This is a genomic window from Williamsia sp. Y844, from assembly GCF_056786475.1.
Window position 1 is genome coordinate 252,718 of the sequence record NZ_JBXCJB010000001.1, and the last position, 24,643, is coordinate 277,360.

Sequence of the window (24,643 nt, forward strand, 5' to 3'; positions counted from 1 at the left end):
CGCATGCGGCGATCAGCATGAGTGCATGACTGTTACCGACGAATACCTGGAGAACAACCGCACATACGCGGAAACATTTTCCGGACCACTACCGCTGCCGCCCAGTCGCCACGTCGCGGTGCTCGCCTGCATGGATGCCCGACTCGACGTCTACCGCATCCTCGGACTCGGAGCCGGTGAGGCCCACGTCATCCGCAACGCAGGCGGCGTGGTGACCGATGACGAGATCCGATCCCTGGCCATCAGCCAGCGACTGCTCGGGACCACCGAGATCATCCTGATCCACCACACCGACTGCGGAATGCTGACGTTCACCGACGACGAGTTCAAACGCGGCATCCAGGACGAGATCGGCGTCAAGCCGCCGTGGTCGGCCGAGTCCTTCCCCAACCTGGACGAGGACGTCAAGCAATCACTCGCCCGGATCGAGAACTCGCCGTTCGTCACCAAGACAACGTCGTTGCGTGGCTTCGTCTTCGATGTCGCCACCGGCAAACTGAACGAAGTCACGCGCTGACGCCGACATTCCTTCAGGGGATGTCCGGCCAGCCCTTCTCCGACGGAATGTCACCGTTCTCGACTGCCCGGGCCAACTGGGCGTGGTCGGCGGCATTCTGGTCGGCGTAGGCGCTGGCGAAGGCGACGAGCGCGTCTTCGGCCTTGATGCTGTGGCCCAGGTAGTTCGCGATCGCCGCCGCGTCCCCGCTCCGCGCATGCGCACGCGCCAGCGCATGTCCGCAGGCAGCGGCGAATCGCGGTAGGACCGGGGCGACACCCTCGCCTTTCGGTATCACCTTGCCGTCCCGGTACTGCCGGACGTAGAAGTCGAGATCCAAGTTCAGCTCGGGATACTGAAACGACGTCCATCCCACGAACATGTCGGTGGCACTTTGAATCAGATGCTGCCCCTGCACAACTCGGGCACCGTGATTGTCGTACTTGCTCTTGCCGAGGAACTGTTCGTAGACCGATGGCCCGGCTTGCTTGATCTGGAGGAACAACGGGTCCCCGGTGCGCTGCTCTTCGAGGAGGGTCAAGAACACCCGCATCCCAACGCTGCCGACACCGACCACCTGCCGCACCGCGTCGACGGCGTCATATCGGGCGAGGAGGCTTTCGAGGTGGTCCGGGACCGACTTGTGGTATTCGGCGAGCACGCTCCGCAGAATCTGCTCGGCGGCATCGCCGAAGCGGTGGGTGCGGTACGGCGGGTCTTCGGTGATCCTTCGCCGGCCTTCGACCGTAGTGACGAGCTTCTTCGACGCACCCCGACTGCTGCGCTTGCGCGCCCGGCTCTCGATCAGTTGGTCGAGAGCCTCCTCGTTTTCCTTTTTCGCATACTGGAGTAGCTGCTCGACCTCGATCCGGTCATACCAGACATCGATCTGCGGCATCTCGGAGTAGTGCCTGATGTTCTTGCGATAACTGCGGTAGGCCCGTCGAACCGCCTCTTGCCCAGCCGATTCCGTCAGCCCGTTGTCCCGGGCCAGCACGATCACGCTGGCGAGATAGCGCTTGAGATCCCATTCGAACGGCCCCGGCAGGGTCTCGTCGAAGTCGCGGAGGTCGAAGACCAGATGCCGCTCGGGCGAGATCCACATCCCGTAGTTGAGGATGTGGGCGTCACCGCACATCTGGACCATGATCCCGGTGTGCGGTGCGGACGCGAGATCAGCAGCCATCACCGCAGCAGCGCCCCGATAGTAGGTCCATGGCGAGTGACTCATTCGCCCATGCCGGATCGGCAGCAGATCAGGGGCGCGAATGTCACTCTGCGCCAAGATCGTTGCCAGTGCGTCGTGCCCGCGCTTGGCGGGGTCCCACTGCCCCAACTCGCGCCGGGGAACAAGCGCCCGGGAGTCGCGGCCGACCTGTGAGTCTTGGGAAACCTGAGTAATCGTCATCTCTGCACCTCGCTGTACCTGGGTCACAGCCAAGTATTGCAGCCAGACGCTGTCAATATCGGAAAGATTCCAGACCCACCCAGGGCGATCGAATGATCGAGAATCTGAGTCGGCTTGTGGGAATCACCCACCGATATTCGCGAACTGCCGACGGTAGGCCGTTGGTGTTGTGGCGTAAGCGGATCCGAAGTTCTGCCGAAAAGTGACTCCACTACCGAATCCGCACGCCGATGCGATCCCGTCGATGCCCCAATCGGTTGTCTCGAGGAGTACTCGGGCCTCGTTGAGCCGTTGCTCGAGAACCCAGCGCGCCGGAGTGGTTCCGGTCGCCTGATGGAACTGCCGCACGAAACTCCGCCTACTCATCCGGGCCTGCTCCGCGAGCCGGTCGACCGACAGGGTCTCGTCGAGCCGTCCCAGCGCCCATTCCTGTACTACCGATATCGCCGTGTCCTCGGCGGCTCGCGCCAAGGGCCGCTCGATGTACTGCGCCTGCCCGCCGTCGCGATGCGGTGCGACCACCAGACTGCGGGCGACGCGCGTCGCGACCGCCGATCCGAGATACCTGCGTACGAGGTGCAGGCAGGCATCGATCGACGACGCGGTTCCCGCCGACGTCATCACATCGCCATGATCGATGTAGAGCACCGAGGCGTCGATCTGACTACCGGGACTGCGCTGCGCCATCTCCGGCATCATCTCCCAGTGCGTCACCGCCGAACGTCCATCGAGCACGCCGGCATCAGCGACCGCAAACGCACCGAGACACAAGCCGGCGATCACCGCACCACGCTCATGCGCACCCACCACGTCGCTTCGAAAGGTGTCCGTGAGTGGCCTGAGCGGCAGCGGCCATGACGGGATGATCACGATGTCGGCCCACCCGACCGTACTCGGATCCGCTACGTCCCCAACCGAATAGCCCTCGGCCGTCTGCACCGACCCGGGCTTGTCTGACCACAACCTCGTCTCCCAATCCGACGCCAACCCGAGACGCCCGAGTTCACCGAACACCATCAGCGGTGCTGCGAGATGGAACATCGTGATGCCGTCGAAGGCGTAGATCGCGATCCGCATATGCACTCCCAAGTTGGCCTGAACTCATCGAGATTATGCATCTATGCCACTCACGGATGGTACTGAATCGGCGGAACAATCTAAGGCGTCCCCTTTCACCGAGTTCCGATCCGGAGAATTGCACCCGAGATTCAGGAGTCACCATGACCGCACCGCACCGCGCCCTCGTTGTTGTCGATGTCCAGCAGGAGTACTTCGACGGACCGCTTCAGATCCAGTACCCACCACGCGAGGAATCGCTGGCGAACATCGTCGGCGCCATCGAGGTCGCCGACGCACACGGGATCCCGGTGGTCATCGTTCAACATCACATGCCCGAGGGCGCCCCGGTCTTTGTCGAAGGGACGCCGGGATGGTCACTTCATCCGGACATCGAAGCGGCAGGCAACGGGTCCCGGAAAGCGGTCCACAAGCAGTACGGCAGCGTCTTCGCCGGAACCGACCTCGCAACATGGTTGCGGGACAACAACATCGACACGGTCACCCTGGTCGGGTTCATGACCAACAACTGCGACCTGGCATCAGCCGTGGAAGCCGAGGGCCTGGGCGTGGCCGCCGAGATCCTCTCCGACGCCAGCGGCGCGATCAACCTGGCAAACGAGGCGGGCAAAGTGTCGGCCGAGACCTTGCACAACACCCTCATGGTGCTGTTGCAGTCCAACTTCGCCGCAGTCGGCACCACTGCAGCGTGGACTGAGGCTGTCTCCGCCGGCACCGGATTGCCCAAGAGCAACCTGGTGGTCTCTGCCATCGAAGGCAGCGCCGCTACAGCCTGAGGAATCACCCTCGGCGCGACCTCAACTCATGCGGCAATCCGAAACACAATGGTGCAGAGGCATTTTACCGTCATCGGCGCGGACTCACCCGCCACTCTCTTGCGCCGGTGATCGATTTCAGCCTGCCGCCGTTGTTGTTCCGCACGCGTGTATCAATGACTTTCGTTCTTCAGACGTTGGTCATCGGTAGTGCGAAAAGCTCCCTGTCGACATGGTATTTCTCAGAAGTCAGGCTCAAGGGAGCCAATCCTGGCAACGACTTCATTCGAAGACGGATCCACCCACACCGCGACACTGTCCTGAATTCTCGGCTCCAATAACCTCCAGCCATCGGATGGCCATTGGACGTATTCGTAGCCACTCAAGTCATCCTGCACAGTCTCGGCCACCCACACACTCGCCTGGGCCAAGGTTGTGTCGAAGCGAAAACCCTGACCGATCGAGAATCCGCCGATATCGGCGTCCGGAGTCGAAACCATGCCGATGGACACCCAATACTCGTTGTTGAGTCGCAGCTCCCAGTCGACCTGATCGAGCGTGATCTTCCTGCCGTGTCGCCGATGCTTGAGATCGCGTCCAACCGCCCTGAATGCATCTGTCCAATGCGCGGGCAGATCAACCGGTAGATCCTCGCCGAGCACCGAGAACCGCCAAATCAGCTGGTCCGTATCGAACTCCCATGGGATCACCCCTTCACGGTCGCAAGAACTCGCCCGGATCGCCAACCCTTTTCCCACGATCGAGGCGACCGCCTTGGCACATATGTCTACAGCGCCGAAGGCTACAACCTGTTGACTCAACTCCCTGTCATCGAACAGACCACGGTGCAATAGAACTCGCGACAGCCGGCCCGTTCAAGTCACTCATTCCGGCCAGCCCTCGACCGCCTCCACCCGACCGTCGTCGATGGCCTTCACCAGTTGCGCGTGATCGCGATCGTTCTGGTCGGCATAGGCAAAGGCGTATGACACAAACGCCTCTTCGACCTTGTCCGACGTTCCGAGGTAGTCGGCGATCGCGGCTGCGTCACCGCTGCGGGCATGCGCCCGGGCGAGCACGTGCCCGCATGCCGAGGCGAACTGCGGCAACCGGGAGGCGATGACCTCACCCTTGGGGATCACCTTGCCGTCACGGAATTGCCGGACGTAGAAGTCCATGTCGTTGATGGTCGTCCAGCCGACGAAGGAGTCGGTGGCACTCTGAATCATGCGCTGGCCGTGTACAACCCGTTCACCATGATTGCCGTAGTGACTCGCGGGCAGGAACTGTTCGTATACCGACGGACCGGCCTGTTTGATCTGCAGGAAAAGCGGATCACGGGTTCGGCGTTCCTCGATCAGCGTCAGGAACACCCGCATGCCGACGCTGCCCACACCCACCACCTGACGGACCGCGTCGACAACATCGAAGCGTGACAGCAGGCTCGAGACGTGATCGGGTACCGAACTCTGATACTTCCCGATGATCTGGTCGAGCATCGCCGCATGCTCGGCGAGCGCGTGGGTACGAAACGGTGGATTTTCACTGATCATCCGTTGTCCGTCAACCACATTCGTGAGCTTCTTCGACGCACCGCGACTCGATCGTTTGCGCGCCTGCTTGTCGATCATCGCGTCGAGGCGGTCTTCGTCGTCCTGCGCGGTGTATTCGATGAGCTGTCCGACGTCGACCCCGTCGTACCAGACATCGATCTCCGGCATCTGCGCGTAGAGGTCGATCCATTCGCGATAACCGCGGTACGCCTCCGACACCGCCAGCTTGGCATCGGCATTCGAGACATTGTTGCTGCGAGCCAACACCACAAGGCTGGCCACAAACCTCTTCACGTCCCATTCGAATGGCCCCGGCAGGGTCTCGTCGAAGTCACGCAGATCGAAGGCAAGATTGCGTTCCGGGGTGTTCCACAGTCCGAAGTTGAGAACGTGCGCGTCTCCGCACAGTTGCACGGTGATACCGGTGTTGGGCGTCGAGGCCAGATCCGCCGCCATCACCGCTGCTGCGCCCCGGTAGTACGTCCACGGCGAATGACTCATACGTCCGTGCCGGATCGGCAGCAGGTCGTCGGCGCGGATCGTGTTCTGCGCCAGGATGGTCTCGAGTGAGTCGTGTCCTCGCGTTGCCGGGTTCCACTCCCCCAGCGACCGCCGCGGCACGAGTTTGCGTGAGTCGCGTCCGGCGCCCCGATGCTCCGGAACCCGGGCACGGCCGATCAGAGTGCCGTCACCGCCCTGCCAGAGAATGTGTCCCGAATGATCCTGGGCGGCAGGGCCGGTTGCCGCGCTGGTGGTGGTCGTCACTCCGAGATTATGGCAGGTGGACTCACGCAGACCACGGTGTCACCGGGCGGTCACCCCGGATTCCGTCGATGACGAAGTCGACTTTCTCCTGATAGAAACAGATCCGCCCCGTGATCTGATGCATCTCCGGCGGCGGATTCTCATAGCTCCACGCGATGTCGATGCCGGCGTCGCCGAGGCTGGGCGCGGACCAGTGGGTGGCCTCACCCTTGTACGCACATGTAGTCGACGTGTCGCTGCGCACCAGATCTGCCAAAACGTCCCCGGGTGAGAGATAGAACCGCGGGGGCAGGTGGGTCTCGAACAGCATCAGTGGATGCCCGGATTCGGCGAGGATGTCACCACCGGACACCACGTGGACGACGCGGGCACTATGCCGGATATCTATGCGTGAGAAAGGATCTCGAGGATGTCCGAATATCCGTTCGTCCTCCTCGAACCAATCGAAGGGATTGAAGTCGAGCACGGCGTACCCGTCGAGATCGTCGGGCAGGAACGCGCCACCTGGGCCGGCCTCACCCCGAACGACTGCGGTGCGACCCGCACAGGTGTGCTGCGCAAAGCCGTTGCTCGGATCGAGCATCCCGGTGGGCATCTCCCCGACGGTGAATGGACGGATCTCTTCCAACGGCGTTCGCAGGGCCGCGACCGGGACGGCATACGAGGGAACGATGCGTTGCGGTTCCCAGACGAGGATGGCCTGATCGGTGCGCGCGATGCCGTGATCCGCCGACGAGACCGTCACCATTTTAGCCGTGGGTTCGTACCGCAGACTCCCGAGCTCCGACATCAGGTACTGCCGCATCATGGTCGCCATCCTGACCACCTCCGCTCACCACCATACGACTGATCGTCGGCCCACTCGATGGAAAGAGACAACCTCCGTACCGAGTCGGTACGGAGGTTGTTTGTCTTACACGTCTGCGACGGTCAGAAGTCCCAGTCGTCGTCTTCGGTGTTGATTGCCTTGCCGATGACGTACGAGCTACCCGACCCCGAGAAGAAGTCGTGGTTCTCGTCGGCATTGGGTGACAGTGCCGAGAGGATCGCCGGGTTCACGTCGGTCTCGTCCCGCGGGAACATCGCCTCATAGCCCAGGTTCATCAGGGCCTTGTTCGCGTTGTACCGCAAGAACTTCTTCACGTCTTCGGTCAGGCCGACATCGTCGTAAAGCGCTTCGGTGTAATCGATTTCGTTGTCGTAGAGCTCGAACAGCAGCTCGAAGGTGTAGTCCTTCAGCTCCTGCCTGCGCTCGGGTGTCTGCGTCTCCAGTGCCCGCTGGTACTTGTACCCGATGTAGTAACCGTGCACGGCCTCGTCGCGGATGATCAGCCGGATCAGGTCCGCGGTGTTGGTGAGCTTTGCCCGAGATGACCAGTACATCGGCAGGTAGAAGCCGCTGTAGAAGAGGAACGACTCGAGCAGGGTGGAGGCGATCTTGCGCTTGAGCGGGTCGTCGCCACGGTAGTACTCCATGACGATCCTAGCCTTGGCCTGGAGCTGTTCGTTCTCCTCCGACCAGCGGAACGCCTCGTCGATCTCCTTGGTGGAGCACAACGTGGAGAAGATCGAGCTGTAGCTCTTGGCGTGCACCGACTCCATGAACGCGATGTTGGTCAGCACCGCCTCTTCGTGCGGGGTGCTCGCATCAGGGATCAGGCTGACCGCGCCGACCGTGCCCTGGATGGTGTCGAGCAAGGTCAGACCGGTGAACACGCGCATGGTGAGCTGCTTTTCCAGCTCGGTGAGGGTGCCCCACGACGGGATGTCGTTGGACACCGGCACCTTCTCCGGCAGCCAGAAGTTACCGGTCAGGCGATCCCAGACCTCGGCGTCCTTCTCATCGGGCACCCGGTTCCAGTTGATCGCCGAAACCCGGCTGACCAACTTGATCGGCGCTCCGTCTGCGGGGCTATGGGTGGAGGTCATCGTACTCCCCTGATGTTCAAAAGTGATGTGGCCAAAGGTGTTGTGTCACAGGTATTTACAGCATGCACGAAACGCAATTTTCCACCTCGGTCCCCTCGAGGGCCATCTGACGCAAACGGATGTAGTAGAGCGTCTTGATGCCCTTGCGCCATGCGTAGATCTGCGCCTTGTTCACGTCGCGTGTGGAAGCGGTGTCCTTGAAGAACAGGGTCAGGCTCAGACCCTGATCGACATGCTGCGTCGCCGCGGCGTAGGTGTCGATGATCTTCTCGTAGCCGATCTCATACGCGTCCTGGTAGTACTCCAGGTTGTCGTTGTCCATGAAAGGCGCCGGGTAGTAGACGCGGCCGATCTTGCCCTCTTTGCGGATCTCGATCTTCGCCGCAACCGGGTGGATCGAACTCGTCGAGTGGTTGATGTAGCTGATCGAACCGGTCGGCGGGACGGCCTGCAGGTTCTGGTTGTAGATCCCGTGCTCCTGCACGCTCGCCTTCAACTCGATCCACTCGTCCTGCGTCGGGATCGTGATCCCGGACTGCGCGAACAACTCTCGGACTTTGTCGGTCTCCGGCGCCCACACGTTCTGGGTGTACTTGTCGAAGAACTCACCGGTCGCGTACTTCGACCGCTCGAAGCCACCAAACGCCTTGCCCCGCTCCTTGGCGATCCGGTTCGAGGCGCGCAGCGCGTAGAACAGCACCGTGTAGAAGTAGATGTTCGTGAAGTCGATGCCCTCTTCGGACCCGTAGTAGACGCGCTCCCGCGCCAGGTACCCGTGAAGGTTCATCTGCCCGAGACCGATCGCATGCGAGTCGTCGTTGCCCTTCTGAATCGAGGGCACCGAGGTGATCGCGGTCTGATCCGACACTGCGGTGAGTCCGCGGATCGCGGTCTCGATGGTCTGCGCGATATCCGGCGAATCCATCGTCTTGGCAATGTTGAGCGAACCCAGGTTGCACGAGATGTCTTTGCCGATGTGCTCGTACGAGAGGTCGTCGTTGAACGTCGACGCGGTCGAGACCTGCAGGATCTCCGAGCACAGGTTGGAGTGGGTGATCTTGCCGTCGATCGGGTTGGCGTTGTTCACCGTGTCCTCGAACATGATGTACGGGTAGCCCGACTCGAACTGCAGCTCGGCGAGGGTCTGGAAGAACTCGCGCGCCTTGATCTTGGTCTTGCGGATCCGACGGTCGTCGACCATCTCGTGGTACTTCTCGGTCACGTTGATATCGGCGAACGGCACGCCGTAGATGCGCTCGACGTCGTACGGACTGAACAGGTACATGTCGTCGTTCTTCTTGGCCAGCTCGAACGTGATGTCCGGGATGACCACACCCAGCGAGAGGGTCTTGATGCGGATCTTCTCGTCCGCGTTCTCACGCTTGGTGTCGAGGAAGCGGTAGATGTCGGGGTGGTGAGCGTGCAGGTACACCGCGCCTGCACCCTGACGAGCACCGAGCTGGTTGGCGTAGCTGAACGAATCCTCGAGCAGCTTCATGATCGGGATGACACCGGAACTCTGGTTCTCGATCTTCTTGATCGGCGCACCGTGTTCACGAATGTTGGTCAGCAGCAAGGCAACACCGCCGCCGCGCTTGGACAGCTGCAGCGCGGAGTTGATGGAACGGCCGATCGACTCCATGTTGTCTTCGATACGCAGCAGGAAGCACGACACCGGCTCGCCGCGCTGCTTCTTGCCCGAGTTGAGGAAGGTCGGGGTGGCCGGCTGGAACCGTCCGTCGATGATCTCGTCGACCAGCGCCCGCGCCAGGATGGTGTCGCCGTCAGCCAGCGTGAGCGCGACCATCGAGACCCGATCCTCGAAACGCTCGAGGTACCGCTTGCCGTCAAATGTCTTGAGCGTGTACGAGGTGTAGTACTTGAACGCACCCAGGAAGGTCGGGAACCGGAACTTCTTGCTGTACGCGTGGTCGAACAGACCCTTGACGAACCCGCGGTCGTATTTGTCGAGAACCTCTGGCTCGTAATAGTTTTCCTTCACCAGGTAGTCGAGCTTCTCGTCCAGGTTGTGGAAGAAGACCGTGTTCTGGTTGACGTGCTGAAGGAAGTACTGATTGGCCGCTTCACGATCCTTCTCGAACTGGATCTTGTTGTCGGCGTCGTACAGGTTCAGCATCGCGTTGAGCGAGTGGAAGTCCATCTCCTCCGGCTGGTGGCCGGAGGGATCTGCGTGGACGCCCGACTTGCTGGCCGAGGTCCCTGACCTTGAGTCGGTTACTGGGGTTGCGGTTGGCGACACTGTGAAAACTCCTGTGATTGCGCAAATTCGTGGAGACCGGAGCGGACCCGGTCGACGTCGTCGGCGTCACCCATCAGTTCGAACCGATACAGATAGGGCACCTGGCATTTAGTTGAGATGATGTTGCCGGCGAAACAGAACTCTTCGCCGAAATTGGTGTTGCCGGCGGCGATGACGCCGCGGATCAGCGAACGATTGTGTTTGTTGTTGAGGAACTTGATGACCTGCTTCGGCACAAACCCGGAGTTGCGTCCCGGCTGGCCGACTTCCGCGCCATCCGATGCCTTGCCGCCACCATAGGTGGGACTGATCAGAATGTACGGCTCGTCGACGGTGAAGGATCCGTCGTGATCGATGAGTGGAATTCGTCGTGCCCGCATCCCGAGCTTTTCGACAAATCGGTGCGTGTTCTCCGAGACGCTCGAGAAGTAGACGATCAGCGGGGTCTCGGAGAGCTCAGCAACGGCGAACTCAGCCGCGGCGGCATATTCGGGAACCTTCCCCATGTCCCGACCTCCACGAAATTGCTGACAGGTGATGCTTGAACCAACTAGAACTACGGACCGCCTCGCGGGCGGGGTCCGGGTAGATCAGGCAGCCGCTGCGACCAGAGCCTTGATGCGGTCCGGACGGAATCCCGACCAGTGGCTGTCACCGGTGACGACAACCGGAGCCTGCAGGTAACCGAGCGCCATGACGTAGTCGCGGGCATCGGAGTCCTCGGTGATGTCGACGATGTCGTAGTCGAGGCCGTTCTTGTCGAGGGCCTTGTACGTGGCGTTGCACTGAACGCAGGCAGGCTTTGTGTAGACGGTGATCGTGGCGGTTGTCGCAGTGGTCATAATTCCCCAGAACTCCTTTGTGACGGAACCGATGAATGCTACCCACACCAGCACCGGATAGCGGCAAGACTTGACTTTCAAATAGTTATCCCGGCGGCTCTGCGGTGGAGAACTTCGTTGCACTTTTAGTTCCAACGCCGTAGTCCCGTTCGGTGTTCCAAACACTACACCTAGTGTCTGACAAACTGTACCGACACAACACGTTGCGAATGACATTCGTGAAAGTCCCAGGTCACGGGAACTACACCAGCATGAATTTCGGCGTGTCTCGGCGCGTCGGGCGTGTCCCCACAAGTCCCATCCGTCACTGCGCGGTACCGGGCACCCTGATTGAACACCGCAACCCCGACAATCGGCTCCGCAGTCGTGCGCCGTCACGCACGCCAGAGCACGAAGCCAGCAGTTCGGCGACCGGGTACGGGGTCGTCAGCCACAGCGAAATGGAGCGGTCGGCTGCCACGTCGACCAGATGGGTGAAACGCACCGACCAATCCGGGGCGCATCGGTCGAGCAGGGGTATGTCGCGGATATGCCAGCCACTCGTGGAACCACAGTCGGCCATCCGATCCGCCTGGAACAGGTAATCCCGCGCCGACAGCGGCTGCCCACACACTTGATCAAAGGCCCGGGCATCGACGGCAGGGATATCGACGAAGCCACCGGCGAGTCGCCCGGTCTCACTCAACCGATAGTCGCGATCTCCGGCGAGTTCGACCACCACAGCCATCTCTCTCAAGAGCGCAACACCAGGCGCGAATACCGGACGGAACAACGGATCGGGCAGTAGTTCCTCCGGCACCAGGTTCGATGTCGCCACCAGGACGATGCCGCGCGACCGCAGCTCACGCAGGAGCCGAATGAGCAGCGTCGCGGTCCCGGGATCGTGGACATGGAACTCGTCGAACACCACGATCCGAACACCGTCGCCGACCACCTGGCGGCAGGCGATCTCGATCGCACCCTGGCGTCCCGAATGCATGGTGACAGCCGACTGCAGATCGTCAAAGAAGGCGTGAAAATGCCAGCGCACCAGTTGAATCGACCCCAGCTGATCGATCATCCGATCCACCAACATCGTCTTGCCGCGGCCAGGCGCACCCCACAGATAGAGACCCGCGACCATCCGAGGTCGACGATGCCGAAAGCGGTGAGGAGGTTCCCGAAGTTCGGCAAGCAGACGCATCAGTTGCGCATCCACGACGCGCTGCTCGGGATCGAGCTCATCCTCTACAGTCGTAGAGTCACCGGACATGCGATGAGCATATCTCTACAGAAGTAGAGGACACTGATCGTGTGACGGACCAGACAAACGATCGCCGCGAGCTCATCGCAGACGCAGCGATCCAACTCATCGCCGAGGCAGGAACCAACGGACTGAGCCATCGCGCAGTCGATCGGCGACTCGAGCTCCCGAACGGATCGGTGTCCTATTACTTCCGCACGCGGGCTGCGCTGATCGACAGCGCCATCGAGGCAATCACCCGGCGCGCGCAATCGGCGTTTACGCAAGCGGCACCAAAGCCAGACGGCAGGGATGCCGCACAGACCGTCGCCGATTACCTCGACGATCTACTGACGCACCGTGACGCGGATGCACGGGCACGATACGCACTGCTCGCCGAGGTGGCGGGCGACCCGGATCGGGTACGAACGCTGCGTGATTGCCTGTTTTCCGAACAGGACTCGCTGACGCTGATGCGGGCGATCGGATCGTCAGAGCCGGAGGCGGACGCCGCCGATCTGATCAGCCTGTGCGAAGGCCTGGTGTTCGACGGCATCACCGGTAGACGCGACAAAACCGGGCGCCGGGACACGATGACCCGCACAGTGGACCGATTCCTGCGCGGCCTCCGGTAGAACCGACCCACAGCAAAGGCACACGTTCCAGTCATAAGCACACGTTGCGACGTGTGCTTATGACTGGAACGTGTGCCTTTGCCGAGATTTAGATCTTGTCGAGCTCAGGCGTCGACGGTTGCCGCCTGGTTGGCCAGTACGGCAACGGCCGCGCGAAGGATCTCGACAACCTCAGGGACGTCGGCGACGGCCTTGCCGCCGAGGCTGCCGGTCGAGAGATGCAAGTTGACGTCTTCGACGATCTTGCCGCCGGCAATGCCGACCGCGCGGGCGGTGTCGTCGTGCGACCACTTGCCGCCGTACTGCCCCATCGCCACTCCGAGCACACCGACGGGCTTGCCGCTGATCGCGCCGGAACCGTAGGGACGCGAGAGCCAGTCGATCGCATTCTTGAGGACGGCGGGGATGGTGCCGTTGTATTCGGGCGTGGCGATGAGCAGGGCGTCGGCGTCAGAAACCGCCTCGCGCAGCTGCGTCACGGACTCATCGACCTGGTCGGTGTCGAGGTCTTCGTTGTAGAAGGGCAGCTTCTCCAGGCCGCTGTACACCGCGACCTCAACACCCTGCGGTGCATTGTCGGCCGCCACCTCGGCGAGCACCCTGTTCACGGAATCGCGACGCAGGCTTCCCACCAGGGCCAGCACCTTCGCGGTTGCGCCAGATGTCTCGTTCGTGCCAGTAGCTGTACCGGTCAAGGTCAACCTCCTTGTTGCTTCGCATCACTAATAGATATGTCTGCATCATTTAACCGGACCCTGGTCCGAACGTATTCCCGATGTGGCTACCGTTACAGTCATGGCTGTGTCCAAGCCCCCCGCGCACTCGAATCCGAGTGAAGACCAGTCGCGAACCGGCACATCCGACGCCGCACTACCTCTCCTGACCTCACCCACCACGCCACGCCCGGCTCACCCTGCGCCGATGTCACTCGTCGTGCCCGCCGAGTCCGAACGCGCGGACGCCGCCCGCAACCGTCAACTCTTGCTGGAAGCCGCCACCCGCCTCATCGACCGCCATGGCGCATCCGCGGTCACGATGGACGCCGTGGCTCGCGAGGCCGGAGTCGGCAAGGGCACCGTTTTCCGCCGCTTCGGCAATCGGTCCGGCCTCATGATCGCGCTGCTCGATCATTCGGAGTCCGCGCTTCAGCAGGCCTTCATGAGTGGGCCACCGCCGCTCGGGCCCGGTGCACCCGGCGACAAGATCGATCCCCTCGATCGGCTCATCGCATACGGACGCGCTCGCCTGACCACCACTGCCGCGCACCTCGACGTCCTGCTCGAAGCCGAAGACAGTGGGCCACAACGCTTCCTGCATCCCACCCGCATAGTTTCGGTCATCCACACCCGAACACTGCTCGAGGCCATGGGCTTTTCGGGCGACCTCGAGTTGATGTGCATCGCGGTACTCGCACCGCTCGACCCACCGGCAATTCATCACCTGCACAACCACAGGCACATGTCTTTCGACCAGATCGCAGATCAGTGGGAATCACTGGTTCGGTCGCTGAAGCCACCGAAGGCCTGACCTCGCCTCGGGCGGTTCAGTTCTCGGGTGCCCCGATCTGGGTTCCGGTCAGATCCGGTGACATCCCGTCGTGCGAGATCAGCGCATTGCCCTGCGAGAGAGTCGGACCCGCGGCCAGCAACGAGATGATCGACCAGGGTGCAGGCACCGGACTCTCGCCCAGTCCCAGTGCAATCGCAGTGTTCTGATCCGGGATACCGAACCGAACACCCGAATCACTCACGTAGAACAGCGATTCGGCCCGGGTACTGTCTGGCTCCGAGCCGGTGACCCGGATGTAGTGCCCGCGGCCCGGTTCGACGAACACTGCATCGAGTCCAGGTCCGGGCCCATCGGCGCCTGCGAGCACCACCGGTGCCTCTTTCGAACCGAGCGGCAACGTCGATCCGAGCAGGACACCGCGGACCGCCTGATGATCGTCCTTCGTCCGCGACCACGCACTGCACAACACTGGGTCCACATCCACATCGGTCAGTACCGGTGTGACCGCCGGGAAGTCGGTCACCGGCAACTCCTCGATGGTGTCGACACCGGTCAAAGCACCTGGGCCCACCGTCGGAACGCTGCCACCACCGGCGGTGTCGGCCTGCCTGATCACCTCGGCAGCGACCTCGCCGATCTGTTGAACGCCCTTCGCCAGTGCTACGTAATAGGTCGTCCCACCGGACAGACCGGTCACCTTGATCACCGATCCGACGGGTATGTCGCCCCCCAGCGCCGATGGTGCACCGGCACCGGAAATCGTCGGAACCACAACGGGTTCGACTTCCGGGATCGCGTTGAGCAGACCGGGACTCACCGTCCGCACCGACGCCTCGTCGATGCCAAGCGCGCGCCGCACCGGAACGCTGTCGGTATCGACCCGGGCCCGCTTCCCCTCGAAGATGAGATAGATGTCCTCGCCGGCGGTGACCAGGGTGGCATCACCCGCTGTCGCCTCCCGAATCCGGTCGCCGAGTGCGGGTTCGCCGGCGACGACCGTGGTGACGACATCATCACCGGACACCGTGTCGCAGACCGTCCACTGCGAGACGTCGGTCGACCGCGGTCCCGGCAACGCCACCGGCGCACCGGGTATCCCGAGCAAGGGGCCCCGCGGGTACCCGGTCAGCTTCTTCTCGGCGATCGACTTCGGTGATTCGTCGCTGCCGCTGATCAGCCGCGCAGAGGCGAGGTTGAGAACCGGATGCAATCTGTCGTCGACCAAGACATACATCGCGCCGGCCTTCTTGCTCACGATGATTTTCGAATCACCAACGGTGCCTTGCGGTTTGATGAGTCCGTACACGCCAAATCCGGCCAGCACCAGCAGCGCGAGCACCAGCCCGACCAGCAGTGAACGGGCCTGTGACCGCATCGGGTCGTGCAACATCCTCACGTCGCGCCGAATCAGCGCGTGCTCGAGTCGGCGTAGCAGAAAGCGATAGCCGTTGACCTGAGCTTTCGTCGTCAATTGAGCAGGCAAAACATTCCCCCCATCCTCCCGCGGTGTAGCGTATAGCAGCATTGAGCCCCGGGGTACCGCCCGGAGTTCGACCATTGGATCGGGGCCGATGGCTGTGGGGGGATTCATGATTGTTGTGGTTGCGATCGAGCTGTTGATCGCAGGCGCGCTCGTGCTGTCATATGACAACGGCGCGCTGTGGTGGATTGCGCTGGTCGGCGCCGTTGTCCTGTCGGCGCTGTTGGTCGCATTGCCCGGCCGGACGTCGGTGGCACGGTTGTCGATGTTGCGGCTCGGCCTCTGGCGTCGCCGCCTGCTGCGCGGCTCCGAACCGGACGGATCGAAGCCGGATCAGGCACCATTCGACATCCCGGTTCCCGACGAGTCGCCCATCGGAGCCCGATGGGACGGCACCTCCCTGGTCACTGTCCTCCGGATCGACACACCGCCTCCGGCAATCGGACTGCTCGACCCCCGTGGATGCACCGGAATCCCTGGTGTCCCACTGTCTGCGCTCGCCGAGAGCGTTCGCCAGTTCGACATCGAACTCGAATCGATCGACGTCGTCAGCCATGGCATCCGGTCGCACGGCACCGGCCGCGTGGCGCAGGTCTACCTGCGCACACTGGGCCCGCTCCCGGCCACGGCCTACCGATCGGTCCTCGTGGTCCTGCGACTCGATCCCTCCCGGTGCCCGGAGGCGGTCGCCCGCCGCGGCGGCGGATCCGAAGGCGCGCTGCGCACCGCGATCGTCGCCACCCGCCGGGTCGCCAACCGGATCGGTGGTCGCGGACTGTCCGCGACCGCATTGACCGCAGCGGAGATCACCTCCGCAACAACCCAACTCGCCCATGGCGCCGGCGGTGCAGAGGTGTCCGAGAGCTGGGAGTCGGTCTCGATCGGCCGGTTACAGATGTCAACATTTGCGGTCTCGCCCGAACACCTCACGTCCGCGCTGGACGCGGTGTGGGCGGTCCCGTCGGTGTCGACGACCGTCACGTCGCGACTTCGTTCGACACCGGACGGAGAAATCTCGCTACGCACCCTGGTCAGGTTCAACGCCCTGGCCCCCGAAGGAACCCAGCGCGGCGGGCAACCCCAGATCGCCGGGCTGCTCCCCCTCCATGGCCGCCAGCGCGCCGCCCTCGCCGCCAGCCTGCCCGTCGGTGCCGCCGACCGCCTGCCCCCGATCGCCGAACACACCATCTCCGGTGACGATCTGGCGCAGGTCTTTCTGGCCGCAGCCGGATGTGGCCAGCTCATCGGCGCCGACCACAGTGGACGCGCGGTGGCGGTCGACCTACTGGGCGGCCGACCGCATCGGGTCTCGATCGCCGGCGGGTTGCACCTGGCCCAGCAGGTACTGCTGCGCGCGATCGGAGTCGGCGCCCGGGTGCTGATCTACAGCGACCGCCCCACTGACTGGCAGCAGTTCGTCACGGCGGTAGGCGATCCCGGGCTCGTGGCGCTGGCCGGTGGACGGGTCTTCCCGGGGCATTTCACCGTGGCGATGTTCGACGGCCTGACCCCGACCACTGTCGATGCATCGACGATCATCTCGTTGGCACCTCCCGGAACCCACACCGAAGCCGCCGACGTGAGGCTTGTCCAGAATCATGCTGCACCCCAGGACATCTGGATCTCGACACCCGGAGGCTCGGCGATGGTCACCATGGTCGCAACGGGCGATGAGATCAGCTTCATCGGTAGCAGCCTGCCCTCGACCAACGGCGCCCCGGTGCCCGGCCGGCATACTGCTGCCGGGGCCTCCCCGGTCTACTGAACAGGGACCAGGGCTCGGAAGAACACGCTCCGCGCGCTGGCCGCATGCACCACGACGTCGGGATCACTGTCGGCAAGCCAGACCGCGTGTCCTTGCGGGACCAACAGACTGGTGCCTGTCCCCCTCAATTCGATCGCACCGGACGTGCACAGCAGGATCTGCGGCCCGGGGACGTCGAACAGGATCGATGACGGCTTGCGAATGCCGGTGCCGTCGAGTTCCACCATCGACAGCCGGAACTCCGAAATCGGTGTCTGATAGATCAATTCGGCATTGAGGGTGCGCAGCGTCGGGGTGACGTCGGACGCGGTAACCGGCGTGAAATCGAGCACCCGGAGCAACTCGGGCACGTCCACATGCTTGGGGGTCAGTCCACCACGCAGGACGTTGTCGGAGTTGGCCATCACCTCGACAGCGGTACCACCCAGGTAGGCGTGCAGATTGCCCGCAGGCAGGAACAGGCCCTCGCCCGGACGCAGCGAAATCCGGTTGAGCAGCAATACCGCCAGCACGCCGGAGTCTGCCGGGTAACTCTCGCCGATCTCCAAAAATGTTCGGACCTCGGCCCCGAAGTGGCCGTTGCCGTCCGACAGATAGCGGATGGCTCCGTCGAGTACTGCCGGGATCAGGGTTGTCAGCGCCGATTCCGGAAGCGTGATCCAGGTGGTGAACAACGCCCGCAATCCTTGCGAATCAGGTTGTCCCGCCAGCATTCCCAGGTACGCGTCGAGCTCGGGCACCTGTAGCGCCCGCAGCAGGTCGACGGTTTCGCCGACATCGCGGAAACCCGCCAGCGCCTCGAAATCGGTGATGGCCACAACCAATTCGGGCTTGTGGTTGTCGTCCCGGTAATTGCGGTGCGGCGCACCGACCTCGATCCCCTGGGCATTCTCCCTGGCGAATCCGTCTTTTGCCTGCTCCAGACTGGGATGCGCCTGCAACGACAAGGGCTCTTCTGCCGCAAGGATTTTCATCAGGAACGGTAGTCGCCCCTGGTACCGGTCAGTGCACGCCGCACCGAGCTGACCCCGCGGGTCGGCATCGACCACGTCGAGCAGGGTTTCACCCTCTGCCCCACCGTCGACCGGTGCCGGAGCCGCCGGATGTGCACCGAACCAGAGTTCGGCCTCCGGATGCGGGCTCGGCGTTGGCAACCCCCGAAGCTCTGCCAGCGCAGTTCGCGAACCCCAGGCGTATGGCCTGATCACACCGTCGAGCAGGTGCATCAGTGGCTGCCCACCAGCCGCAGGTACGCACCGGCCATATCGGCGCGTAACGCGAGAATCATCAGAGGCACAAGGTCTTCCATACCCGAAGCCCGGCCAGTTGGCTCGGCGGTTGACTGCTCGGCAGGCCCGCTCGTCCGGATGTCGACATCGGCCAGCGATGCGGTGCGCCGACGGAGCAACCATTCCCGATCCGGGGTGGTCAGCAACTGCACACGAACAGGTTCGCTCGGTATCGGACCATCGATCGCAGCGTCATGAAATATGGGATCGTAGTCAGCCGGCATGGTGCCACCGTACCCCGCCAGCAATGCGCCCGCAGCGAGTACTTCGCCCAGATCCGTTGCGGTACTGACCACTCCGGCACCTGCGAAAACCGTCCGCGACGCATGAACCGCGACAACCATCCCGGCTGCCGTATCCCCTGTCCACACCGTTCTACGATCCGCAACACGAACCGCCAGTTCCTTTGCCGCGTTGTGGAACAGCTCATGTCCGGGATGGTTTCCGGCAGCTTCGGAATCCAACTCGTCGGCCATCGCCGCCAGATCCGGATGCCTGCCCTCGAACCGCACCGCACGCAACCCGTCGAGCACCGCGAACATCGCCGCCACATAGTGCGCGAACCGATACGGCGCAGGGACATGTACGCGCGGTGACAGATCCACCACCGGACCGGACAATGCCTCGCGCAACGGTCCCTCGACCGGCCCGGCGACGACGACCTCGGCGCGGCGCCTGCCCGCCCGGGTCGCCGCATCTGCCAAACGAGGATCACCGGCGTCGTCCCCGGCGATCACCACCACATCCAGCGGCCCGATCCAGGACGGCACCGCTCCGCACTTGATCAGTGGGACATCGATGTGCGGGCCTGCCAGTGCCATCACGAGATCCACGGCCCGACCGGAAGTGCCGTCACCACAGACCACGACCACTGCGCGGGGCAGCAGTCGTTCGAGCGGCTCGAGCACACCTTCGGCCCGGGCCGCGGCCATCGCGCGACACTGGGCACCGGCCAAGGCCGAAGCCGGCAGCAGGCCATCGACGTCGGCGTCGAGCAGCGCGGCGACGTCGTCGATTTCAGGCGCTCCGGTCAACATGGCTCCAGCCTAGTGCCGCGAGTCGAAAGTTTCTTGCAGGTATCCGGTCGAACGCCGGAGACAGCAAAAGGACTTTCGACTCGCGGCAGTAGTGCTCATCAGCCCCGAACGACCCCCAGGATTCGTTCGGTCAGTGCATTGACCCGCTCAGTGGTCGCGGCCTCGACATTGAGCCGCAGCAGCGGTTCGGTGTTCGACGCCCTCAGGTTGAACCACGAACCGTCGGTGAGATCGACAGTCACACCGTCCATCTGCGTCGTACCGGCGACCTCGTCGGCAAAATCGGCCAGCACCGCTGCCGTACGCGCTGCCTGATCGTCGACGGTCGAGTTGATCTCACCGGAACTGGCGTAGCGCTCGTACCGGGCCATCATCTTCGACAACGGCTGATCCGACGCCCCCAGGGCCGCGAGCACATGCATCGCCGCGAGCAGGCCCGAATCAGCACCCCAGAAGTCCCGGAAGTAGTAATGGGCCGAATGCTCACCACCGAAAACCGCACCGGTTTCCGCCATCTGCGCCTTGATGAACGAATGACCAACTCGGGTCACCAGTGGCTCGCCACCCAGCTCGCGGACGAGTTCAGGGACCGCCCGGGAGGTGATCAGGTTGTGGATGACGATGCTGCCGGGGTGCTTCGCGAGTTCACGCTCGGCCACCAACGCCGTCACTGCGGACGGAGACACCGGATCTCCCAGTTCATCGACCACAAAGCAACGGTCGGCGTCACCGTCGAAGGCCAGGCCGATGTCCGCGCCGGTCTCCTTCACATAGGCCTGCAGATCCACCAGATTCTTGGGATCGAGCGGATTGGCTTCATGGTTGGGGAATGTTCCATCGAGCTCGAAGTACAGTGAACGCACGGTGAACTCCTCGGAACCACCCAGGACCACCGGAACTGTGTGACCACCCATGCCATTGCCCGCATCCACGGCGACTGTCAAATGCCGCAGACCGGAAAGATCGACGAGCTTGTGCAGAAACGCCGCATAGTCCTTCAACACGTCGCGTTCGTCCAGCACGCCCCTCGCGAGGGGCGTGCTTGCATCGCCGTCGGGTCCTTCGACCAATTCACGCGAGATGGTCGCCAGCCCACTGTCCTGGCCCACCGGCTTTGCGCCGGCCCGGCACAGCTTGATCCCGTTGTAGCTCGCCGGATTGTGGCTTGCGGTGAACATCGCGCCCGGCCGGTCGAGATCTCCGGAGGCGAAGTAGAGCTGATCGGTGGACGCCAGGCCGATCAGGGTCACGTCGAGTCCCTCGTCCAGGGCACCGTCAGCAAACGCCGCAGCGAGTTCGGGGGACGACTCCCGCATGTCGTGTCCGACCACCAGCGCCGATTGGCCCTCGCTCTTCATCAGACGTGCGAACGACCCACCCACAGCGCGGACGAAATGGACATCGATCTGCTCTCCGACAAGCCCTCGAACGTCGTAGGCCTTGATGACGGCACTCACCAGCTCGCGGCTGAAGAGTTGCGCGGGACGATCCACGGATTGGCTCCTTCTATGTCGGTACAGCATCACGATCTTGCATACACACGATGGCCGGTGCGACCGTTCACTGACGATCGGACCGTGCCACCGGCTGGGTCGGTCGACAACGGGGTCAACGCCTAATCATGACCGATCTACACAGCCCGAAGACCGACGCCCCTCCAACATCTTGGTACTCCCGGCTGCGTTTCGCTGAGTTCAAAGCTGCCCGCCTCGGCGCGGAGCGATTGAATCTGGTGCTGATCCGGCGCGTGACCGTGACGATCTGGGCGCTGACGCTGCTCGTCATGCTCGGCACCCGGACCATGTCTTTTGGTCGGTCCTACGTGCTCGTCGCAATGGCCATCGGCCTGGCTGCCGCGTCCATCGGCAGGCGCAACCTGCTGTCGGTGATCCGCGACTGGCTGCCGTTCGGTGTATTGCTCGCGGTGTATGACTCCACGCGCGGTCTCGCGGCATTCCTCGGTATGCCCACCCAGTGGCATTTCGCGGTCGACGCGGACCGCTGGATGTTCCATGTGGTGCCGACCGTGTGGCTGCAAGAACACCTCAAGATGGCCGACGCCCAGTGGTGGGAGGTGTTCACGAGCTTTGTGTACATGTCCTACTTCATCGTTCCCTACGCGGTCGCCGGTTTCCTCTGGCTCCGCGACCGTTTGCAGTGGCGCCGATTCGCCTTGCGGCTCATCATGATCTTCTTCCTTGGTCTGATCGGCTACGTGCTGGTACCCGCGGCTCCCCCATGGGCCGCTGCCAAGTGCACCTCGGCCGAGTTGGTCGGCGGGCCGGCCTTCCCGCATTGCATCACCACACCCGAACAGATCGTGCCCGACAACATCCTCGGTCAGGTGGAGCCCGAACACGAAGGTGCTGCCCCCTACATCGAGCGGATCTCCAGCCGCGGCTGGGACGTGCTGCACATCGGTCCGGTACGGGACGTGATCGAGGTCGGACAGGACAAGTCCAATCAGGTCGCCGCGATCCCGTCACTGCACGCCGGGGTCACCGCGTTGCTCGCGATGTTCATGTGGGGCCGGACAAGAGCGTTCGGGCGCACCATCTTCACCGGCTACGCGCTGGTGATGGCGTTCACCCTGGTGTACTCCGCCGAGCACTACGTGATCGACCTGATTTTCGGGTGGGGTCTGGCCACGTTCGTGATGGTGATCTGCCACTACGGCGAAAAGGCCTGGGACAGGCGCAAAGGACGCGGTTCGGAGAACATCACCGAACCGCCGGTGGCCGAACCGAAGACGGTGGAGCTCAGTCCACGGGATCAGGCAACACTCGGAGGTGTCCACGTCGACCCGGCCGCGGGCGCGGAAGCGGGTCGGGACCGCTGACCGGGGTCTGCGCCCGGCTCAGATGAGGTGCAGAGTCGGCGCTGGGCACGGCGGACACGTGCGAGACAAGGGAGCCACCAGAGGCTTCGCGAACGGCCTCGGCCAGCGCCGTCAGATCGTCCTCATCACGTCCCGGCGCGGCGAATCCACCCGCGCTGCGCAGCATCTCCCAGCCACGCGGAACGGTGATCCGGGTCGCATGGGTATCGCACAGATCCCACGAGTGGGGTTCGGGAGACGTCGCCAACGGCCCGACCACCGCGGTCGAATCTGAATACACAAAAGTCAGCGTCGCGACCGCCGGGTTGGCGCAGACGGGCCTGGAACACTGACGTGGAAGCCTCACGGGTGGAAGATTATCCCTATCCCCCGGCGGGTCGAAGTAGGACACACCGCACAGACCTGCCTAGACTTGCGACTTATGGCACCCATTCGTCCTCCGCTGGTCCGACCACGGCGTCGACGATCGGTTCGAGGCGTCCCCCGGGTCCGCGATCGTCGTGGTCGCGGCCTGCGATCATCCCTGCTCCCGGTCCATGTGCCGGCGTGGACGAGCCGGTCCCAGTCGTTTGATGCGGTGGTTCTGGAAGCCTTTGCCGAGATCGATGCCCGCTGGCACGACCGGCTCACAGGACTGGACATCGCAGTCGACGAGGTCCCGCGGATGCTTCCCCGGGATCCCGACACCGTGCAGTGGCCCGCCGAGGTCACCGCCGACGGCCCGATCCCGCTGGCCCGACTGATCCCACCGGGCATGGACGCGGACGGCCGGGCGACCAAGGCCCGCATCCTGCTGTTCCGGCGACCGCTCGAAAGTCGCGCCAAGAAGGGCGCAGACCTGTTGGACCTGCTCCACGAGGTACTCGTGCAGCAGGTTGCCGCGCACCTCGGCGTCGACGAAGACACAATCGACCCGCCGCCCCAATAGGGACAACGGGTCGCCATGTGCCATATCCGTGACCAGGGGTCGCGGCGTGCAGAAATTGTCTTGCAAGTGGTTTTGTACTGAAAAATCCTGTGCCGCAACAGTTCACACTGCGCAGCCATCCCCTGTTATCACCCCGTCGAACATCACCGACGATCGGTGACCGAACCCCGCCGAACTAGACGATGCCGCGCTTGATGCGCCGGCGCTCACGCTCCGACAAGCCGCCCCAGATGCCGAACCGCTCATCCTTGTGCAGCGCGTACTCGAGACACTCCGCGCGTACCTCGCACCCCTGGCAGATCCGCTTTGCCTCGCGGGTCGAGCCACCCTTTTCAGGGAAGAATGCTTCGGGATCGGTTTGGGCACAGAGCGCCCGGTCCTGCCACTGATCTTCGACGAAGTCGAACATGTCGTCGAATGCAGTGGTGACCAAGCTCAGTCTGGGACGTTCGTTCTGACGGTCCTCGGGTGCGTTCAATTGCGAATCGACTTGCGGTTCAAGGCTGTTGGTAGCCATGTGTTCCAGAGCCATCGCCCCGCCTCCTCATCTGGACTTCGAATTGTGCAGTTGGTCAGTCATATTCGAACAAGTGATCGATTCCTATGCCCCGCAACAATTCTCGTTGTCAAAACTGGGAATGACACTGATGTGATTAGACACGGTTTTGGGGGTCCAGGTCAAGCCGCGAGCGAAATTGCTTTACCACCCCATCGGGTGATTCCTGAGCCTCGACACGGCGTGATGACCAAAAAGACACTCGTCACGATTCGAACAGTTCGAACGCCGCACAACCGCTGTGGCCGACCCACTCGATGCTACGTGCCCGCAGCGGCGATGCGGGAGCGATAGCGGC

Annotated in this window: 24 protein-coding genes; 7 read left to right on the plus strand and 17 right to left on the minus strand. The window is 63.0% G+C overall.

The features are described from left to right. Positions 1 to 25 precede the first annotated feature (25 nt). Entirely contained in the window at positions 26 to 517 is a 492-nt protein-coding gene (locus tag AC1TQG_RS01235) for a beta-class carbonic anhydrase (RefSeq protein WP_482135137.1), read from the plus strand. 13 nt (positions 518 to 530) lie between these two features. Here the strand turns inward: AC1TQG_RS01235 and AC1TQG_RS01240 are convergent, their stop codons facing one another. Both AC1TQG_RS01240 and AC1TQG_RS01245 read right to left on the minus strand, forming a co-directional pair. Continuing rightward, positions 531 to 1,904, minus strand: coding sequence for a DUF2252 domain-containing protein (locus tag AC1TQG_RS01240; protein WP_482135138.1), 1,374 nt, complete (start codon positions 1,902 to 1,904; stop codon positions 531 to 533). A 123-nt stretch (positions 1,905 to 2,027) separates the two neighbouring features. Next, complete coding sequence (locus AC1TQG_RS01245) at positions 2,028 to 2,981, minus strand: GlxA family transcriptional regulator (RefSeq protein WP_482135139.1); 954 nt, start codon at positions 2,979 to 2,981, stop codon at positions 2,028 to 2,030. A gap of 143 nt (positions 2,982 to 3,124) precedes the next feature. On the opposite strand from AC1TQG_RS01245, the gene AC1TQG_RS01250 reads away from it, so the two are divergent. Next, on the plus strand, positions 3,125 to 3,757 hold the full coding sequence (locus AC1TQG_RS01250; RefSeq protein WP_482135140.1) for an isochorismatase family protein: 633 nt from the start codon (positions 3,125 to 3,127) through the stop codon (positions 3,755 to 3,757). A gap of 221 nt (positions 3,758 to 3,978) precedes the next feature. Here the strand turns inward: AC1TQG_RS01250 and AC1TQG_RS01255 are convergent, their stop codons facing one another. The 8 genes from AC1TQG_RS01255 to zapE form a co-directional block, all read right to left on the minus strand. Next, entirely contained in the window at positions 3,979 to 4,557 is a 579-nt protein-coding gene (locus AC1TQG_RS01255) for a hypothetical protein (protein WP_482135141.1), read from the minus strand. 63 nt (positions 4,558 to 4,620) lie between these two features. Next, entirely contained in the window at positions 4,621 to 5,970 is a 1,350-nt protein-coding gene (locus tag AC1TQG_RS01260; RefSeq protein ID WP_482137221.1) for a DUF2252 domain-containing protein, read from the minus strand. A gap of 106 nt (positions 5,971 to 6,076) precedes the next feature. Continuing rightward, positions 6,077 to 6,871 carry a DUF427 domain-containing protein gene (locus AC1TQG_RS01265; protein WP_482135142.1) on the minus strand — a complete coding sequence of 265 codons (795 nt, stop codon included), beginning with the start codon at positions 6,869 to 6,871 and terminating at the stop codon, positions 6,077 to 6,079. A 113-nt stretch (positions 6,872 to 6,984) separates the two neighbouring features. Beyond that, positions 6,985 to 7,983: a class 1b ribonucleoside-diphosphate reductase subunit beta gene (nrdF, locus tag AC1TQG_RS01270; protein ID WP_482135143.1), complete on the minus strand. Its 999-nt coding sequence runs from the start codon at positions 7,981 to 7,983 to the stop codon at positions 6,985 to 6,987. 55 nt (positions 7,984 to 8,038) lie between these two features. After that, positions 8,039 to 10,243, minus strand: a complete 2,205-nt coding sequence (gene nrdE / locus AC1TQG_RS01275) for a class 1b ribonucleoside-diphosphate reductase subunit alpha (protein ID WP_482135144.1) — start codon at positions 10,241 to 10,243, stop codon at positions 8,039 to 8,041. Continuing rightward, on the minus strand, positions 10,219 to 10,749 hold the full coding sequence (gene nrdI / locus AC1TQG_RS01280; protein WP_482135145.1) for a class Ib ribonucleoside-diphosphate reductase assembly flavoprotein NrdI: 531 nt from the start codon (positions 10,747 to 10,749) through the stop codon (positions 10,219 to 10,221). The genes nrdE and nrdI overlap by 25 nt, the downstream gene beginning before the upstream one ends. An 84-nt stretch (positions 10,750 to 10,833) precedes the next feature. Next, positions 10,834 to 11,085, minus strand: a complete 252-nt coding sequence (gene nrdH, locus AC1TQG_RS01285) for a glutaredoxin-like protein NrdH (protein ID WP_482135146.1) — start codon at positions 11,083 to 11,085, stop codon at positions 10,834 to 10,836. A gap of 304 nt (positions 11,086 to 11,389) precedes the next feature. Further along, a complete protein-coding gene (gene zapE, locus AC1TQG_RS01290) occupies positions 11,390 to 12,337 on the minus strand; it encodes a cell division protein ZapE (protein ID WP_482135147.1) in 948 nt (315 codons plus the stop codon). A gap of 41 nt (positions 12,338 to 12,378) precedes the next feature. Between zapE and AC1TQG_RS01295 the strand changes: the two genes are divergently transcribed. Beyond that, on the plus strand, positions 12,379 to 12,942 hold the full coding sequence (locus tag AC1TQG_RS01295) for a TetR/AcrR family transcriptional regulator (protein ID WP_482135148.1): 564 nt from the start codon (positions 12,379 to 12,381) through the stop codon (positions 12,940 to 12,942). A gap of 104 nt (positions 12,943 to 13,046) precedes the next feature. Here the strand turns inward: AC1TQG_RS01295 and AC1TQG_RS01300 are convergent, their stop codons facing one another. Further along, complete coding sequence (locus tag AC1TQG_RS01300) at positions 13,047 to 13,643, minus strand: NADPH-dependent FMN reductase (protein ID WP_482135149.1); 597 nt, start codon at positions 13,641 to 13,643, stop codon at positions 13,047 to 13,049. A 220-nt stretch (positions 13,644 to 13,863) separates the two neighbouring features. Here AC1TQG_RS01300 and AC1TQG_RS01305 point away from each other — a divergent pair, with 220 nt between their 5' ends. Then, the gene (locus AC1TQG_RS01305; protein ID WP_482137222.1) at positions 13,864 to 14,469 is read left to right on the plus strand and encodes a TetR/AcrR family transcriptional regulator; all 606 of its coding nucleotides are present in this window, start codon (positions 13,864 to 13,866) and stop codon (positions 14,467 to 14,469) included. 16 nt (positions 14,470 to 14,485) lie between these two features. On the opposite strand, the gene eccB is transcribed toward AC1TQG_RS01305, so the two are convergent. After that, positions 14,486 to 15,922, minus strand: coding sequence for a type VII secretion protein EccB (gene eccB / locus AC1TQG_RS01310; RefSeq protein WP_482135150.1), 1,437 nt, complete (start codon positions 15,920 to 15,922; stop codon positions 14,486 to 14,488). Positions 15,923 to 16,022: 100 nt separating this feature from the next. On the opposite strand from eccB, the gene eccE reads away from it, so the two are divergent. Continuing rightward, positions 16,023 to 17,696: a type VII secretion protein EccE gene (eccE, locus tag AC1TQG_RS01315; protein WP_482135151.1), complete on the plus strand. Its 1,674-nt coding sequence runs from the start codon at positions 16,023 to 16,025 to the stop codon at positions 17,694 to 17,696. Here the strand turns inward: eccE and manA are convergent. The 3 genes from manA to AC1TQG_RS01330 form a co-directional block, all read right to left on the minus strand. Beyond that, entirely contained in the window at positions 17,690 to 18,922 is a 1,233-nt protein-coding gene (manA, locus tag AC1TQG_RS01320) for a mannose-6-phosphate isomerase, class I (protein ID WP_482135152.1), read from the minus strand. The genes eccE and manA overlap by 7 nt on opposite strands. Next, positions 18,922 to 20,022, minus strand: a complete 1,101-nt coding sequence (locus AC1TQG_RS01325; RefSeq protein ID WP_482135153.1) for a hypothetical protein — start codon at positions 20,020 to 20,022, stop codon at positions 18,922 to 18,924. The genes manA and AC1TQG_RS01325 overlap by 1 nt, the downstream gene beginning before the upstream one ends. Positions 20,023 to 20,120: 98 nt before the next feature. Further along, entirely contained in the window at positions 20,121 to 21,515 is a 1,395-nt protein-coding gene (locus AC1TQG_RS01330) for a phosphomannomutase/phosphoglucomutase (RefSeq protein WP_482135154.1), read from the minus strand. Positions 21,516 to 21,643: 128 nt separating this feature from the next. Between AC1TQG_RS01330 and AC1TQG_RS01335 the strand changes: the two genes are divergently transcribed. Next, positions 21,644 to 22,861, plus strand: coding sequence for a phosphatase PAP2 family protein (locus tag AC1TQG_RS01335; protein WP_482135155.1), 1,218 nt, complete (start codon positions 21,644 to 21,646; stop codon positions 22,859 to 22,861). Here the strand turns inward: AC1TQG_RS01335 and AC1TQG_RS01340 are convergent. Next, positions 22,782 to 23,207, minus strand: coding sequence for a DUF3499 domain-containing protein (locus AC1TQG_RS01340; protein ID WP_482135156.1), 426 nt, complete (start codon positions 23,205 to 23,207; stop codon positions 22,782 to 22,784). The genes AC1TQG_RS01335 and AC1TQG_RS01340 overlap by 80 nt on opposite strands. Before the next feature lie 75 nt (positions 23,208 to 23,282). On the opposite strand from AC1TQG_RS01340, the gene AC1TQG_RS01345 reads away from it, so the two are divergent. Continuing rightward, a complete protein-coding gene (locus AC1TQG_RS01345; RefSeq protein WP_482135157.1) occupies positions 23,283 to 23,789 on the plus strand; it encodes a metallopeptidase family protein in 507 nt (168 codons plus the stop codon). A gap of 175 nt (positions 23,790 to 23,964) precedes the next feature. Here the strand turns inward: AC1TQG_RS01345 and AC1TQG_RS01350 are convergent, their stop codons facing one another. After that, entirely contained in the window at positions 23,965 to 24,198 is a 234-nt protein-coding gene (locus AC1TQG_RS01350) for a WhiB family transcriptional regulator (RefSeq protein WP_482137223.1), read from the minus strand. Positions 24,199 to 24,643: the final 445 nt, after the last annotated feature.

Coding starts and splice junctions, on each gene's coding strand:
- AC1TQG_RS01235 (WP_482135137.1), top strand. CDS start 26: ATGACTGTTACCGACGAATACCTGGAGAACAACCGCACATACGCGGAA.
- AC1TQG_RS01240 (WP_482135138.1), bottom strand. CDS start 1,904: ATGACGATTACTCAGGTTTCCCAAGACTCACAGGTCGGCCGCGACTCC.
- AC1TQG_RS01245 (WP_482135139.1), bottom strand. CDS start 2,981: ATGCGGATCGCGATCTACGCCTTCGACGGCATCACGATGTTCCATCTC.
- AC1TQG_RS01250 (WP_482135140.1), top strand. CDS start 3,125: ATGACCGCACCGCACCGCGCCCTCGTTGTTGTCGATGTCCAGCAGGAG.
- AC1TQG_RS01265 (WP_482135142.1), bottom strand. CDS start 6,871: ATGGCGACCATGATGCGGCAGTACCTGATGTCGGAGCTCGGGAGTCTG.
- nrdF (WP_482135143.1), bottom strand. CDS start 7,983: ATGACCTCCACCCATAGCCCCGCAGACGGAGCGCCGATCAAGTTGGTC.
- nrdI (WP_482135145.1), bottom strand. CDS start 10,749: ATGGGGAAGGTTCCCGAATATGCCGCCGCGGCTGAGTTCGCCGTTGCT.
- nrdH (WP_482135146.1), bottom strand. CDS start 11,085: ATGACCACTGCGACAACCGCCACGATCACCGTCTACACAAAGCCTGCC.
- zapE (WP_482135147.1), bottom strand. CDS start 12,337: ATGTCCGGTGACTCTACGACTGTAGAGGATGAGCTCGATCCCGAGCAG.
- AC1TQG_RS01305 (WP_482137222.1), top strand. CDS start 13,864: ATGTCACTCGTCGTGCCCGCCGAGTCCGAACGCGCGGACGCCGCCCGC.
- eccE (WP_482135151.1), top strand. CDS start 16,023: ATGGCTGTGGGGGGATTCATGATTGTTGTGGTTGCGATCGAGCTGTTG.
- manA (WP_482135152.1), bottom strand. CDS start 18,922: ATGCACCTGCTCGACGGTGTGATCAGGCCATACGCCTGGGGTTCGCGA.
- AC1TQG_RS01325 (WP_482135153.1), bottom strand. CDS start 20,022: ATGTTGACCGGAGCGCCTGAAATCGACGACGTCGCCGCGCTGCTCGAC.
- AC1TQG_RS01335 (WP_482135155.1), top strand. CDS start 21,644: ATGACCGATCTACACAGCCCGAAGACCGACGCCCCTCCAACATCTTGG.
- AC1TQG_RS01345 (WP_482135157.1), top strand. CDS start 23,283: ATGGCACCCATTCGTCCTCCGCTGGTCCGACCACGGCGTCGACGATCG.
- AC1TQG_RS01350 (WP_482137223.1), bottom strand. CDS start 24,198: ATGTTCGACTTCGTCGAAGATCAGTGGCAGGACCGGGCGCTCTGTGCC.